Origin of the sequence: Streptomyces avidinii (assembly GCF_045161815.1) — a bacterium.
In the GTDB taxonomy this organism is placed as follows: Bacteria; Actinomycetota; Actinomycetes; order Streptomycetales; family Streptomycetaceae; genus Streptomyces; species Streptomyces avidinii.
On sequence record NZ_CP108863.1, the window covers coordinates 8,102,314 to 8,116,044 of the forward strand.

Annotated in this window: 15 protein-coding genes; 10 read left to right on the top strand and 5 right to left on the bottom strand. The window is 72.8% G+C overall.

What is annotated here, in order from left to right; translation table 11 throughout:
- The first annotated feature begins 209 nt into the window (after positions 1-209).
- The 5 genes from OG373_RS36675 to OG373_RS36695 all read left to right on the top strand — a co-directional run bounded on the left by OG373_RS36675 (position 210) and on the right by OG373_RS36695 (position 5,096).
- Positions 210-605 (top strand): GntR family transcriptional regulator, encoded by a 396-nt coding sequence (locus OG373_RS36675; RefSeq protein WP_405443019.1) that lies wholly within the window; start codon positions 210-212, stop codon positions 603-605.
- Positions 602-1,504: an ABC transporter ATP-binding protein gene (locus tag OG373_RS36680; protein WP_405443021.1), complete on the top strand. Its 903-nt coding sequence runs from the start codon at positions 602-604 to the stop codon at positions 1,502-1,504. Before OG373_RS36675 ends, OG373_RS36680 begins: the two co-directional genes overlap by 4 nt.
- Positions 1,501-2,433: an ABC transporter permease subunit gene (locus OG373_RS36685; RefSeq protein WP_405443023.1), complete on the top strand. Its 933-nt coding sequence runs from the start codon at positions 1,501-1,503 to the stop codon at positions 2,431-2,433. The genes OG373_RS36680 and OG373_RS36685 overlap by 4 nt, the downstream gene beginning before the upstream one ends.
- A gap of 75 nt (positions 2,434-2,508) precedes the next feature.
- The gene (locus OG373_RS36690; RefSeq protein WP_405443025.1) at positions 2,509-3,822 is read left to right on the top strand and encodes an MFS transporter; all 1,314 of its coding nucleotides are present in this window, start codon (positions 2,509-2,511) and stop codon (positions 3,820-3,822) included.
- A 5-nt stretch (positions 3,823-3,827) separates the two neighbouring features.
- On the top strand, positions 3,828-5,096 hold the full coding sequence (locus OG373_RS36695; protein WP_405444334.1) for an anhydro-N-acetylmuramic acid kinase: 1,269 nt from the start codon (positions 3,828-3,830) through the stop codon (positions 5,094-5,096).
- A 45-nt stretch (positions 5,097-5,141) separates the two neighbouring features.
- Here OG373_RS36695 and OG373_RS36700 read toward each other — a convergent pair whose 3' ends face one another.
- Positions 5,142-6,593: an amidase gene (locus OG373_RS36700; protein WP_405443026.1), complete on the bottom strand. Its 1,452-nt coding sequence runs from the start codon at positions 6,591-6,593 to the stop codon at positions 5,142-5,144.
- A 304-nt stretch (positions 6,594-6,897) separates the two neighbouring features.
- Here OG373_RS36700 and OG373_RS36705 point away from each other — a divergent pair, with 304 nt between their 5' ends.
- On the top strand, positions 6,898-8,262 hold the full coding sequence (locus OG373_RS36705; protein WP_405443027.1) for a tetratricopeptide repeat protein: 1,365 nt from the start codon (positions 6,898-6,900) through the stop codon (positions 8,260-8,262).
- A gap of 97 nt (positions 8,263-8,359) precedes the next feature.
- Complete coding sequence (locus OG373_RS36710) at positions 8,360-8,662, top strand: hypothetical protein (protein ID WP_405443029.1); 303 nt, start codon at positions 8,360-8,362, stop codon at positions 8,660-8,662.
- A 558-nt stretch (positions 8,663-9,220) separates the two neighbouring features.
- On the opposite strand, the gene OG373_RS36715 is transcribed toward OG373_RS36710, so the two are convergent.
- A complete protein-coding gene (locus OG373_RS36715; protein WP_405443030.1) occupies positions 9,221-9,472 on the bottom strand; it encodes a helix-turn-helix domain-containing protein in 252 nt (83 codons plus the stop codon).
- On the bottom strand, positions 9,472-9,957 hold the full coding sequence (locus OG373_RS36720) for a DUF2975 domain-containing protein (protein WP_405443031.1): 486 nt from the start codon (positions 9,955-9,957) through the stop codon (positions 9,472-9,474). The genes OG373_RS36715 and OG373_RS36720 overlap by 1 nt, the downstream gene beginning before the upstream one ends.
- Before the next feature lie 245 nt (positions 9,958-10,202).
- Here OG373_RS36720 and gdhA point away from each other — a divergent pair, with 245 nt between their 5' ends.
- Entirely contained in the window at positions 10,203-11,615 is a 1,413-nt protein-coding gene (gene gdhA, locus OG373_RS36725; protein ID WP_405443032.1) for an NADP-specific glutamate dehydrogenase, read from the top strand.
- Between the two features lie 76 nt (positions 11,616-11,691).
- Here the strand turns inward: gdhA and OG373_RS36730 are convergent, their stop codons facing one another.
- Positions 11,692-12,078: a hypothetical protein gene (locus OG373_RS36730; RefSeq protein ID WP_405443033.1), complete on the bottom strand. Its 387-nt coding sequence runs from the start codon at positions 12,076-12,078 to the stop codon at positions 11,692-11,694.
- A gap of 330 nt (positions 12,079-12,408) precedes the next feature.
- Between OG373_RS36730 and OG373_RS36735 the strand changes: the two genes are divergently transcribed.
- A complete protein-coding gene (locus OG373_RS36735; protein WP_405443035.1) occupies positions 12,409-12,705 on the top strand; it encodes a hypothetical protein in 297 nt (98 codons plus the stop codon).
- A gap of 75 nt (positions 12,706-12,780) precedes the next feature.
- Positions 12,781-13,215: a hypothetical protein gene (locus OG373_RS36740; protein ID WP_405443037.1), complete on the top strand. Its 435-nt coding sequence runs from the start codon at positions 12,781-12,783 to the stop codon at positions 13,213-13,215.
- A gap of 36 nt (positions 13,216-13,251) precedes the next feature.
- Here the strand turns inward: OG373_RS36740 and OG373_RS36745 are convergent, their stop codons facing one another.
- Positions 13,252-13,722: a hypothetical protein gene (locus tag OG373_RS36745; RefSeq protein ID WP_405443038.1), complete on the bottom strand. Its 471-nt coding sequence runs from the start codon at positions 13,720-13,722 to the stop codon at positions 13,252-13,254.
- Positions 13,723-13,731: the final 9 nt, after the last annotated feature.

Here is a 13,731-nt window from a genome sequence, read left to right on the forward strand (position 1 = left end):
GCCGCGGGCGCCCTCCGGCGCGCCGGGTCATCCTGCCCGATACCCGCCCGGCCCGGTAGGTCGCCTGCCGAGCGGCGCACCCCGGTAGCACCTGTGAGCGGGCGCCGCAGATATGTGCCCCTCATCTCCTGCGCCTTCGAGGCGAGTTGACAGAAGGTCCGTCGTGACGCACCCTTCCACTACTTGCTTAGTGAAAGGGTGGTGTTGGCGTGCTGGAGTACCGCATCGACCGGCGCAGCGGCATCGCCACGTACGTGCAGATCGTCCAGCAGACCAAACAGGCCCTGCGCCTGGGCCTGCTGGTGCCGGGCGACAAACTGCCGACGGCGCGGGAAGTCGTGGAAGCCACCGCCATCAACCCGAACACCGTCCTCAAGGCCTACCGCGAACTGGAACGCGAAGGCCTCGTCGAGGCGAAGCGCGGACTGGGCACCTTCATCCGCAAGTCCCTGGGCAGCGGCAGCGCCCCGGCCGATTCTCCGCTGCACGACGAACTCGCCGACTGGGCCCGGCGGGCCCGGGACGCCGGACTGGAACGCGACGACGTGGCCGCGCTCTTCACATCCGTACTGGAAAGACACTTCGAGGGGGACGGCGAAGCATGACGGAAACCGTGATCGAGGCGGAGGGCCTCGGGCTGCGCTACGGACGACGGGGAGGCTGGGCGCTGCGCGACTGCTCCTTCCGCCTCCCCGAAGGCAGGGTGTGCGCGCTCGTCGGACCCAACGGCGCCGGCAAGTCATCCCTGTTGAGCCTCGCAGCCGGTCTCGTCCTCCCCACGGAAGGCACCCTGCGCACGTCGCCGCGCGAGACCCTCGCGTACGTCGGGCAGGACAAGCCCCTCTACCCGCAGCTCACCGTCGACGAGACCCTGCGGATGGGCCGTGAGCTCAACCCGGGGCGCTGGGACGCGACAACGGCGGCGCGGATCGTCCGGGCCGGGGAACTCGACCCGCACACCAGGGTCCGTACGCTCTCCGGCGGGCAGCGCACCCGCGTCGCCCTGGCCCTGGCCCTCGGCAAGCGCCCCGGCCTGCTGCTCCTCGACGAGCCGATGGCCGACCTCGACCCGCTCGCCCGGCGCGAGCTCATGGGCACCCTGATGGCCGATGCCGCCGACAACGGCACGTCCGTGGTGATGTCCTCGCACATCCTCACCGAGCTGGAGGGTGCCTGCGACCACCTCCTGCTCGCCGACCGCGGCCGGATCCGCCTGTGCGGCCCCATCGACGAGGTCGTCGCGGCCCACCGGCTGCTCACCGGCCCCGCCGCCGCCTCCGCCGGACTGGCCGACCACACCGTCGTCGAGTCCCGTACGACCGGCAGACAGCTCACGGCCCTCGTGCGACTGCGGGGACCCGTCGACGGCCGGGTCTGGCAGACGGCGCACCCGACCCTGGAGGAACTCCTGCTCGCCCATCTGCGTTCTCCCGATACCCCGTCCCTCACCGTCGAGGACTCCCTCACCGAGGACTCCCTCACCGCGACGGGGGTGCGGGTATGAGCAGCCTGACACTGAAGGGCCCGTACTGGGTCGCCGCCCGCCAGCACCGGCGCGCGCTGTGGGTGGTGCCCGCCGTCGTGGCCGTCGGTCTCGTCGTCGTGATCGCCCTGCGCTCCTGGGCCGTTGGCCCGCACTCGGGCCGGCCGGACGCACCGCCGCCGAACCACGGTTACGAGCTTTTGTATTGGTTCATGGAGTACGCCGGTACAGGCCTGCTGGTCCTGCCGTTGCTGATGGGGGCGTTCGTGGCCGGCCCGATGACGGCCCGCGAGCTGGAGAGCGGCACCTGGCGGCTCGCCCTCACCCAGTCGACCACCCCGAGGGCCTGGCTCGGCTCGAAGGTCCTGGTGGCGGCAGCGGTGTCGGTGCTCGGCTCGGCCGCACTCGCCGGGGTCTACCGCCTCGGCTGGGTGCAGGTGCCCGGCACGTACCAGCTCCACTGGGCGGATCGCGCGACGTACGAGGTCTCCGGCCCGGTGCTCGCCGCCTACTGCCTGCTCGGCGTGGCCCTCGGCGTGCTCGTGGGCCAGCTGGTCCGGCGGACGCTGGTCGCCATGGCGCTCACCGGCATGCTCACCGGCTTGGTGCTGCTGGGCCTCGGGGCGCTGCGATGGTCGTTGCTTCCCGTGCAGACCGGCACGATACCGCTGGAGGGGAGCCTCTTGGACCTGATGTCGGCCTCCGCCCTGCTGATGGACACGGGGCTGGTCACCTCCACGGGTGAGCGCCTGCCCGGGTACGCCTGCCTGGAGCGGAGCCAGGACCTGAGCGTCTGCCCGGCGGACATGGACGTCATCGGCCGGTACGCGGAGTTCCACCCGGTCGCGCACTTCTGGCCGACGCAGCTCCTCGAGAGCTCGCTGGTCCTGGTCCTGGCCGGTGTCGCCCTGTTCGCCGCCTTCCGGCTGGTGGGCGCCCGGCGCGCCTGAGTCCCCGGCGCACCGGTGTACGGCAGATGGCGGACGGCACTTGTGGAGCCGCCCGGGGGTCAGCACGCTTGATCCATGACCACACCCGTCCCCGGTCCGGTGCGGCCTGCTGCGACGGCCCGGCCGCAGGACGCGCGCCGGTCGCTGGTGGCGGGATCCGTCGGCAACTTCATCGAGTGGTACGAGTTCGGGATCTACGGCTACTTCGCCACCGTCATCGCGGCGCAGTTCTTCACTCCGGAGGGCGGCAGCGAGGTCGAGGGGCTCGTCAGGGCCTACGCGTCGTTCGCCCTGGCGTTCTTCTTCCGGCCGGTCGGGGCCGCGGTGTTCGGGCGGTTCGGTGACCGGGTGGGCCGGCGTCCCGCGCTCGTCCTGGTCGTCTGCCTCATGACCGGTGCCACGGCAATGATCGGCCTGCTGCCGACGTACGCCTCGATCGGCGCGGCCGCGCCCTGGCTCCTGACCCTGCTGCGGATCCTGCAAGGGCTGTCGGCGGGCGGGGAATTCGGCGGCGCCGTTTCGGTCATGACGGAATCCGCGCCACCGGGCCGCCGGGGCCTGTACGGGGCCTGGCAATCGTTCACCGTCGCGCTCGGCCTGCTTGCGGGAGCCGCCGTGGCCGTGGTCCTGGCGAGCGTACTGACCCCGTCGCAGCTGCACGGGTGGGGCTGGCGGGTGCCGTTCCTGCTGACCCTGCCGCTGGGGCTCGTCGCGCTGCGGCTGCGGCTCCGGCTGCCCCCGGACGCGCCGCCCGCCCTCGCGCCCGAAGGCCGGCCCCGCCCCCGCCCGCGTTCCGGGGAGACGGTCCGGGCCGTGGTGCTGGGCGTCGGGCGGATGATGGGCTGGTCGGCGGCCGGCTACACCTTCCTGGTGGTTCTGCCCTCGTACTTGCAGAGCACCCTCGGTACCACCTTCCAGCGGGCACTGCTCGGCACCGTCCTGGCGAACCTCGGCTTCGCCGCGTCGATCCTGCCCGCCGGGAGGCTGAGCGACCGGATCGGGCGGCGGACGGTGATGGTCGCCGGCGCCCTGCTGGTGGCCGTACTCGCCCTCCCGCTGCTGCACCTGGTGCAGGACTCCGACGGGCCGGCGTACGTGAAGGGGGCGGCGCTGTTCGCCGCGGGGGCCTGCGTCGGGCTGATGGCGGGTCCGGGGCCGGCGATGCTGGCCGAGATGTTCCCGGCCAGGGTGCGCTGTACCGGGCTCGGGCTTGCGTACGCGCTGTCCAACGCCGTGTTCGCGGGCTGTGCCGGACTGATCATCACCGAGGTGGTCGAGCGGACCGGGAACGTCGACGTCCCCGGGTACTACGCAGCGGCGACCTGCGCGGTGAGCGTCGCCGCGCTGCTGACGCTGCGCGGCGACGACCACCGGCGGGCGCTGCGGTGAGCGGCCTGCGCGTGGTCGGGCTGATGTCCGGCACGTCGTACGACGCGATCGACGCGGCCGCGGCCGACCTCTGCCTCGACGGCGACACGCTGGTGCTCACGCCCCTGGGGATGATCAGCGCGGCCTACGACGACGATCTGCGGGCGGACCTGGCCGGGGCCCTGCCGCCCGCCGGGGCGGACCTGGCCACGGTGTGCCGGCTCGACACCCGTATCGGACGGGCCTTCGCCGCGGCGGCGGTGCGGGCGGACGAGGAGCTGTGCGGCGGGCGGGCCGACATGGTGGCGTCGCACGGACAGACGGTCTTCCACTGGGCCGAGGACGGCCGGGTGCACGGCACGCTCCAGATCGGCGAGGCGGCCTGGATCGCCGAGGCGACCGGCCGGCCCGTCGTCTCCGGCTTCCGTACCCGCGACGTGGCAGCCGGGGGACAGGGGGCGCCGCTCGTCAGCATCGTCGACGTGATGTGGCTGCGGGGACGGCCCGGAGTACCGGTCGCACTCAACCTGGGCGGGATCGGGAACGTGACCGTCGTGCCGGGCGGGGCAGGCCGGGTGGGCGGGGCAGGCAGGGCGGAGGGGACCGGAGGTGAACCGCTGGCTTTCGACACCGGCCCCGCCAACGCGCTGATCGACGCGGCGGTGCGCGCGCTGGCGGGGCGCGACGCCTCGGGCGAGCCGTACGCGATGGACGCGGGCGGAGCTCTCGCCGCGCGGGGCGCGGTCCACCCGCCCCTGCTGCGAAGGCTGCTGGACGACCCCTACTACGCCCGTCCCGCGCCGAAGACGACGGGAAAGGAACTCTTCCACCTGCCCTACCTGCGCTCGGCGCTGGACTCGTGCGGGCCGCTGCCCGCCGAGGACGTCGTCGCCACACTGACGCGGCTCACGGCCCGGACGGTCGCCGACGCGATCCGGCCCTTCGCGGCGACCGAGGTGATCGCGTCGGGCGGCGGGACGCGCAACCCGGTGCTGATGGACTGGCTGCGGGAGGAACTGGGCGGGGCCGGCGGATGCGTGGTGCGGTCCTCGGACGAACTCGGGCTGCCCGCGGGGGCGAAGGAGGCGTACGCCTTCGCCGTGCTGGGCTGGCTCACCGCGCACGGTCTGCCGGGCACCGTCCCCTCGTGCACCGGCGCCCGGCACGCGAGCGTCCTCGGCTCGATCACGCCCGGCGGTCCGGGCCTGCGCCTGCCGCGACCGCCGGCGACGGCGCCGGTCCGGCTCACCGTCGGCGGCGGACCCGGTACGGTCCGGCCGCACGACGCACGGTGATCCTGCCGGGCCGGTGGCGTCAGTCGCGTCCGGGGCGGCGGCAGCTCACGCGGTCGGGAGGGGCGGCCGGTGCTGCGCCCACGGCCGGACGGCCTCCAGCTGCGCCGCCACCCGCAGGACGCCCACCTCGTCGTCGCGGCGGCCGACCAGCTGCACGGCCAGCGGCAGCCCGTCCGCGCCGACACCTGCCGGGACGGACGCGGCCGGGTGCCCGGTGACGTTCCACAGGGCGGTGTAGGCGACCATCGGGCGCGAGCGCACCATCGCCGTCAGCAGTCCGGCACCGTCCAGCGCGCCCGCCGGGCGGGGCCGCTCGGCGATGACCGGGGTCAGCAGCAGGTCCATGGTGGTGAACATCCGGTCGGCGCGCTCCGCCAGCCGTTCGCCCGCCCTGATCCCGCGTTCCACTGCGGATTCGGGGACCAGTCGGGCCAGCGCGAGGGCCGTGCGGGTCCGCCGCTCCAGCAGGTCGGGGCGCTGCACCGCGGCGGCCTCCGCCCGGACGCCGCCGCAGAACTGGGCGACGAACGGGGCCGTCGCGTCGGGGTAGCGGGGGTCGACCTCCCGTACGTCGTGGCCCAGTTCGCGCAGCGCCCGTACGGTCTCCAGCAGGGCCTCGACGTGCGCCGGATGCGGGCGCACCCCGGGCACGGCCGGCTTGGCCGAGTAGCCGATGCGCAGCCTGCCGGGCGGGGTCTCCAGGGCCCGTACCCAGCCGGTGCCCGCGGCGCCGGGGCCGGCGCTCCAGCGGTCGGTGGGGGTGGTGCCGGCGAGGACGTCGTACAGGAGGGCCGAGTCGCGCACGGTCCGGGTCAGCGGGCCGACGGTGCCGAGGGCGTACCAGAGGTGGGGGTTGGGAGCGGTGGAGACGCGGCCGCGCTGGGGTTTGAGGCCGAACAGACCGCAGCAGGCGGCCGGGATGCGGATGGAACCACCGCCGTCCCCGCCGAGCGCCGCCGGGACCAGACCGGCCGCGACGGCGGCGGCGCTGCCGCCGCTGGATCCGCCGGGCGTACGGGTGGTGTCCCACGGGTTGAGCGTGCGGCCGTACGCGGCGGATTCGGTGAAGGGCCACTGGCCGAACTCGGGCATCGCCGTCTTGCCGATGACGACGGCTCCGGCGGCGCGCAGGCGGCGTACGGCCTCGGAATCGGCGGCGACGGGGGTGCGGTTGGCGGCCCCGCCGAAGGTGGTGACCTGCCCGGCGACGTCCAGCTCGTCCTTGACGGCGACGGGCACGCCGTGGAGCGGGCCGGTGGACTCCTGCGCGTCGCGGGCGTCGGCCTCGGCGAGGGCCTGTTCGGCCATGACGCTACGGAAGGCCCCGAGATCCGGGTCGGTACGGGCGATGCGGCGCAGCGAGGCTTCGACGAGGGCGCGGGAGGTGATCTTGCCGGCGCGCACCTGTTCGGCCTGCCGCTCGACCCCGAGGAACATCAACTCGGTGTCGTCCCGGTCCTGCGCCCTGCCCGCCGCGTCGTTCCTGTCGATGGCCACCACGTGTCCCCTCACCCTCACCGCTTACCTGCCGGTAACTCCGGCCAAGGCTGTCGCTCAGCAGCCCGCCCGTCAAGCGCACCGACCCGAAGTCGGCCTATGAGCAGCGCCGTTGCCCCCGGCGACCGCGTCCGTCGGCGGTGCGCCGGGAGCGGATGGCCGAGCACCGGGAGAAGGGCGGACGGGACGTGTTCACGGCGGAGCCGGATGCGTCCGTCCACTTCTTCGGCCACCCGTAGACGGACCGGGTCCGAGCCCGTCGCCGCCCCAGGACGCCCGTTGCGTTCCGATAGGGTTCGCGGTCATGGAAGCCGTCGACCTTGACCGCCGCTACCGGACCTACGACGGCTGGATACCGCCGACCGTGGCCTCGTTGCTCAGGGAGCAGGGCCACTTCGGGATCCTGCGCAGGCAGGCCGCGGCTGGGGACTGGTTCTGCGCGCATGGCCTTGCTCAGGCCGCGCTCGTGGACGACCCTGGGCCCACAGGCCGGGAAACGGCGCTGGCGCTGCTCGAACCGTTCGTTGCCACGGGCTGGATGAAGGCGGTCAGTACGGTCGCCGGGATGCTCGCCGACTGGGACCGCCTCGACGAAGCCATCACCCTGCTCCGCCGGGCCGCCGACTCCGGAGACCGCAAGGCTCTCCGCCAGATGGCGCCACTGCTCGCCCGACAAGGCGGTATCGACGAGGTCATCGCCCTCCTCGGACCGCGCGCCGCCGACCAGTCGCTGGCCGAGACCCTGGTGGAGCTGACCGCCGGCCACGGCCGCGACGAGGAGATCGCTGCCCTGCTCCCGGCCGTGAGCGTCGGGCCGACGGATCCCTTCGAGCCGTGGCGGGCGGACGACTGGGACACCGTCCCCCTGCACGCCACTCTGCTGGAACGCCAGGGCCGCGTCGACGAGGCCGTCAGCCTCCTCCACCGCCACGTCTACGTCGACGGCGTGATGTACGCCGACCACGCACAGCAGCTCGCCCGGCTCCTCGCCCGCCACAGCCGCGAGGCCGAACTGCGGAGGTTCGCCGCAGACGGAGGCGAGGAGTACGCCCTGGCGGCCCTGGCCGACCACCTGGAGGAGCGGCAGAGGATCGACGAGGCGGTCGACACCCTTCGCGCGGCTGACGCCCAGGGCAATCCCCACGTGGCGCTGCACCTCTCCGAGCTCCTGGCCCGTCACGGCCGACGCAGCGAGGCCATCGAGGCTCTGCGCCCGATCCCGCACACCATGGGGGGTGATCCGGAGTGGATCATCCGCCCGCTGTGCCGCCTGCTCGTGGATGAAGGGCGGTCCGACCAAGCCTTCGCGTACATCGACGACTTCTACGCCCGCCACGGCGGCACGCCCGACGAGCGGCTCCTGGAGCGCGCCGAGGTCCACGCCTACCGCGGGTGCCCCGACCAGGCAGTCGCCGAAATCCGCACGGCCGGACCCGTCTCCCGATACATCGTGCAGCGACTGTCGGAGCTCTTCTCGACCTACGACTACGACTACGACTACGGGAACGGGGTCTCCGACTCTGCCGGAGACGAAGCCCCTGACGGGACCCTGACGGGTGCCGTCACACGCGCCGAGCACCTCGTGCGGCAAGGCGAGGCGGACCAGGCCGTCGCATTCCTCCGTCGCCATCTCGACGGGCCGAAAGCCCTGCGGAGAGAACACCTGTGATCCCTTGAACCCCACCATGAGTGTGCAGCGCACGGGCGCGGACCGGTCGGTGCTGTGCTGTGCCGGGCGGCGGGGTCGGCCCGATAGGCTCGCGCGCATGGACCCCCGACCCCTACGTGACCTCCACAACGTCCGGCTGCGCCCGGCGGACGACGGTCCCGCGCCGCTCACCGACGAGGAGGAGCAGCGTTTCAGGGCCCTGCTGTTCACCGAACTCGGCAACGCGATCGCCGACCGCGGCTGGGCGCGCTACCCGGCGTACACGCCGCAGGACCGCCGCCGGCTGGTCGCCGTCGCGGACCGCCTCACCGCCCACTGGGGGCAGCGGGTGCACGTACAGGCAGAGGACCCGACGCGTCTGCGTCTTTCGCTGAGCCCCCACGCCCCACAGCATCCCTGAGCAGTCACGCGACTGCGTACGTCGGACCCGAGCACGCCCCTGCCCGGGCTTCCTCCGGTCGTTCCCGGTGAGTCCGCCGGCCAGGGGGTGACCTGCTCGGGTGAGGGTGAGGGTGAGGGTGAGCCGGCCGTGGCGGGGTCGGTGCCATGACACCACCGCAGGTTCACCAGCGGTTCACCACCAAGGACGAGTAGGTCGGACCGGGCTCCGGGACGGCCGGGAACATTCCGGATTGGTTGACCGTTCATCCATGTGCGGGGCGCGGGAAGGGACTGTGTCCCCGGGCCCGACCCAAGCCCGAGGGGAAGATCGTTCGGCTGAAGCCCCTCGGAGCCCTCCGCCGCGAGGCGACCACCCTTCCCGCCCCGCACCTGGACCGCCCTGCCCGGCTCCCCCCGCCGGTCGGGGCGCGGCCCCGACCAGGCCCTTCCCCCCTGGGCCGGTCGGGGTCCTCTCTGCTTCGGCCGCGGGCAATGCCCTGGGCCTGTGCTGCGACCTCCTGCCTACGGGGTGCTTCCGGCCGGCTGTTCCCCGCGGCGGCATGCCTGTCGTCGGCCGTCAGCCGTCAGCCGGTCCGGGATCGTGCGGTGCGGGTCGACCCGGATCCTCGGCCTCCCAGCGCAGCAGGTCGCCCGGCTGGCACTCGAGTACCTCGCAGAGCGCGGCCAGCGTCGCGAAGCGCACCGCCTTGGCGCGGCCGTTCTTGAGCACCGCCAGGTTGGCGGGCGTGATCCCCACGCGGTCCGCGAGCTCGCCCACGGACATCTTCCGCCGGGCCAGCATCACATCGATGTCGACGGCGATCGGCATCAGATGACCTCGTCCAGCTCGGCCTGCATCTGCGCGGCCTCGACGTCGCGCGCGACAGCCTGGGCGAGCAGCATCCGCAGCACGAGCACGATGAGCGCGACCCCCAGGATGGCCACGCCGACCCCGCCCATGATGACGGTGACGCCGGGGTCCTCCCGCTGGCCCGGCGCATTGACGGCCGTGACCGCGAACCACACGAGGGCAGCCGCCGCGATCGCCCCGATCACGCCGTCCACGTACCGGAAGGCCGTGTGGGAGAACACGGTTCCGCGTCGCACCATCGTCACCAGGCGCCACACGCAGACCAGGGCGACCTCGGCCGACACCATGCCCAGGATCGTGAGCAGGCGCAGCGGGGTCAGTGGGAGCGACCCCTCCTTCTCGCCGGTGACCAGCGCCCACACCATCAAGGCCTGTACACACACCGTGCCGGCGAGCACCACCACGAGCACGGCGCGCAGTGCAAACACTGTCATTTTTCCCATGGCCACCCACCCCTCCATCCATCGATTTACGGTCGGAATCTATCGAATATCGATAGCTACGGCAAGGGGTGGGGCGGGCATGGCCGGCAGGCGTTTTTGTCCGCAGGGCAGAAGCCTTGCCCAGAGCGGTGACGTGCGGGGTAGCCTCCAGAAAGGGGCCGGACTCCGGAAAAACTTTTCCGAAAACGTGCGTTTGGAGCGCGCTGCACTCGGAATCGACCGGTACTCGCGGCCCCGCGGACACCATGGACCTGCCGTCGTCTGCGCACCGCGCACTCCCTGGAGGGACACACGTGAAGGACTCGAAGGACAGGCTGGAAGCACTGCGGGCCGAGATCGAGCGCCGCAATCCCGCGCAGCCCGAGTTCCACCAGGCGGTACGGGAGGTCCTCGAGACCCTGGCCCCCGTCTTCGCCGCCCGGCCCGAGTACGCCGACCCGGCCGTGGCCCTGGTGGAGCGGCTCACCGAGCCCGAGCGGCAGATCCTCTTCCGTGTCCCGTGGCAGGACGACCGGGGCCGGGTGCACGTCAACCGCGGCTACCGCGTCGAGTTCAACAGCGCGCTCGGCCCGTACAAGGGCGGTCTGCGTTTCCACCCGTCGGTGGACATCGGCGTGGTGAAGTTCCTCGGCTTCGAGCAGATCTTCAAGAACGCCCTGACCGGCCTCGGGATCGGCGGCGGCAAAGGCGGCGGCGACTTCGACCCGCACGGCCGGTCGGACGCCGAGGTCATGCGGTTCTGCCAGTCCTTCATGACCGAGCTGCACCGGCACATCGGTGAACACACCGACGTGCCCGCCGGGGACATCGGCGTCGGCGGCCGCGAGATCGGCTACCTCTTCGGCCAGTACCGGCGCATCACCAACCGCTGGGAGGCAGGCGTCCTGACCGGCAAGGGCCAGGGCTGGGGCGGTTCCGCGATCCGGCCGCAGGCGACCGGCTACGGCAGCGTGCTGTTCGCCGCCGAGATGCTGAAGGTCCGGGGCCAGGCGCTGGACGGGCTGACCGCGGTGGTCTCCGGCTCCGGGAACGTCGCGCAGTACACGATCGAGAAGCTCCAGCAGCTCGGTGCGAACCCGCTGACCTGCTCGGACTCCCAGGGCTACGTCGTCGACGACAAGGGCATCGACCTCGCACTGCTCCAGCAGATCAAGGAGGTCGAGCGCGGGCGCGTGAGCGAGTACGCCGCCCGGCGCGGCTCCTCGGCGCGGTTCGTACCCGGCGGCCGGGTCTGGGAGGTGCCGGCGGACATCGCCTTCCCTTCCGCCACGCAGAACGAACTGGACGCACAGGACGCCCGTACGCTCGTCGCCGGCGGGGTCAAGGCGGTCTCCGAGGGCGCCAACATGCCGACCACTCCCGAGGCCGTACGGATCCTGCAGGAGGCCGGGGTCGCGTTCGGGCCCGGAAAGGCCGCCAACGCGGGCGGTGTCGCGGTCAGTGCCCTGGAGATGAGCCAGAACGCCGGGCGGGTGGCCTGGAGCGCACAGCGGGTGGAGGACGAGCTCGCCGGCATCATGCGCTCGATCCACGACGTCGCGTACGAGACCGCGAAGCGGTACGGCGCCCCGGGGGACTGCGTGGACTACGTCACCGGCGCGAACATCGCCGGTTTCGAGCGGGTCGCGGACGCGATGCTGGCGCAGGGCGTCATCTGATCGGACGATCGCGGCGCGGGGGCGGACCGGCCGACCGGTCCGCCCCCGCCGGCGCTCAGGAGCGTCCGACCCGGGGTCAGAACACGACGACCGTGAACGGGTTGTCCGCGTAGTTGCCCCTGAGGTCGTAGGTGTAGACCGTGACGGCGTCCGGACCGCAGACGCCGTTGGGGGCGGTGCTGAAGCTGCGGCGGTTGGAATTGGGCAGCTCGACGGAGACGACGCTGAACGCCAGGTTGACCTCCTCGCTGACATTCACGCAGTACCGACCGGTGTTGACGTGACGCACCCAGTCGATGTTCTTCGCCCGCCTCAGCGCGCCGGAGGCGGTCACATCCGCGGCGGCCTGGACGTAGGGGGAGGTGATCGGCCTCGGGTCGGCCGCCGCGGCGGCGGTCGCGGGGACGGCGAGGGCCCCGGTCAGGGCGACGGCGACTGGCAGTGCGGGGATGAAACGACGCATGACTGATACTCCCGGCGAGGCGTCCTGCAGCGGGTCGCGGACGATCCGTCCACACTCGACCGGCGCGCACCACGGTGCCGTCGCCACGCCGGTCCGGCATGGGCCAACCGGTGCGGAAGGTCACCCGGGTGGCCCGGCCGGTACGGCCGTCGGGGCCGTCGGGGGCGCCGGCCTCACCCGTCCGCGTATGTGGCCGGCCGGCTCCGCCGCCGACCGGAGAGCGACGGGCGACGGGCGTGTGAGCAGGGCCGGAGTGCTCCCACGGTGTTTGCTGGGGGGAGGGAAGATCCGCGTCCGCGGGGACCGCCGTACGCCAGGAGGAACCGAAGAATGAAGTTCGCCCAGATCATCGACTTCGAGACGCAGCGTATCGACGAGGTGCGCGACCTGATGCGCACCTACGAGGAGCAGGCCCGCTCGCAGGGCCGCACAGGTGCCCCGACCGCCCGCACCCTGCTCCGGGACCGGGCGAACCCCGGCCGCTATCTCGCCGTCGTCGAGTTCGAGTCGCACGAGGCGGCCATGGCCAACAGCAGCGCGCCCGAAACCAGCGCGCTGGCCGAGCAGCTGTCGGCCCTGATGACGAGGCCGACCGTCTACACCGACTGCGATGTCCAGGACGAGTGAACTCCGGTGGTTCCGGGCACCCGGGCATGCCCGGGTGCCCGGAACCACCACCAACAGGCCTGATCGGCTCGCCAGTTGAACGACACACCGCATGCCACCACCCTGCGGGCCGGCGCGAGACAGGCGGTAGCCTCGGGTGGCATGAGCTTGCTTCAGTGCCGCGCGGCGACGAAGAAGGGCAGTCGGTGTCAGATCGAGGCCCGGCCTTCGGGGCTGTGTCACACCCATGATCCGGAAGTCCGGTGCCGGGTGATCAACGCCAAGGGCCGCCCCTGTGTCATTGCCTCCGGGGGCGGCCCCTGCGAGCGGCACCAGGGCGGGCAGCAGGCCCCGGTCGAGCAGGCGTTGAAGGACGTGCTGCTCCACGAGCCGGTCGGCGCGGAGAGCCTGTTCGCCTACGTGCCGACGCAGGCGCAGGGGCAGGTCGTCGTGCGGCCGGAGGTCCAGGAGGAGCCGCCGGTGGCCCGTTTGACGTTCTCGTTCGTCGAACGGACCTTCAACTTCACCTGACCGTCACGGGGCCGGGGGTCATCGCGCGGGAACGGATCAGTAGCCCCAGCGCTGTCCGACGCTGCTGTCCTGGCGGCAGTGGATCGTGCGGCCGTTGGCGTCCCGGCCGGAGGTTCCGACATCGGAGTTCCTGCATATCTGGCCTGCCTTGTAGCAGTTCCCGGCGTTGGAGCGCGGGTAGCAGTCGGTGCTCGCCCCGGTGGGCTCGGGAGCGGGGGCCCGGGTGCGCGTACGCGTCGGAGCGGGAGGTGCGGGTGCGGGCTTGGTGGCGGCCGGGGCCGGCACGGTGGCCTTGACGGCGGGAGCCCCGGCCGTGGCCGCGGGAGTCGGCGTGGCCGAGGTGGGGACGGTGCTCGGGGTGCTGCTGAGGCTGGGGGTCGGGGAGGCGGCCGTCGCCGAAGGGGTGGCGCCGGCCGTGACGCTCGCGCCGGGAGTGCCGGTGACGGTGCCGGTGGCGCTCGGGTCGCATGCGGCGAGCAGGAGGACGGCGGATACGGCGGCGAGCACGCCCCCGAA

Bases quoted from the DNA above. Each gene is read 5' to 3' on its own strand.
- gdhA (WP_405443032.1), top strand. From the start codon at position 10,203: ATGGACCTGCCGTCGTCTGCGCACCGCGCACTCCCTGGAGGGACACAC.
- OG373_RS36715 (WP_405443030.1), bottom strand. From the start codon at position 9,472: ATGCCGATCGCCGTCGACATCGATGTGATGCTGGCCCGGCGGAAGATG.
- OG373_RS36710 (WP_405443029.1), top strand. From the start codon at position 8,360: ATGGACCCCCGACCCCTACGTGACCTCCACAACGTCCGGCTGCGCCCG.
- OG373_RS36730 (WP_405443033.1), bottom strand. From the start codon at position 12,078: ATGCGTCGTTTCATCCCCGCACTGCCAGTCGCCGTCGCCCTGACCGGG.
- OG373_RS36690 (WP_405443025.1), top strand. From the start codon at position 2,509: ATGACCACACCCGTCCCCGGTCCGGTGCGGCCTGCTGCGACGGCCCGG.
- OG373_RS36680 (WP_405443021.1), top strand. From the start codon at position 602: ATGACGGAAACCGTGATCGAGGCGGAGGGCCTCGGGCTGCGCTACGGA.
- OG373_RS36735 (WP_405443035.1), top strand. From the start codon at position 12,409: ATGAAGTTCGCCCAGATCATCGACTTCGAGACGCAGCGTATCGACGAG.
- OG373_RS36720 (WP_405443031.1), bottom strand. From the start codon at position 9,957: ATGGGAAAAATGACAGTGTTTGCACTGCGCGCCGTGCTCGTGGTGGTG.
- OG373_RS36685 (WP_405443023.1), top strand. From the start codon at position 1,501: ATGAGCAGCCTGACACTGAAGGGCCCGTACTGGGTCGCCGCCCGCCAG.
- OG373_RS36705 (WP_405443027.1), top strand. From the start codon at position 6,898: ATGGAAGCCGTCGACCTTGACCGCCGCTACCGGACCTACGACGGCTGG.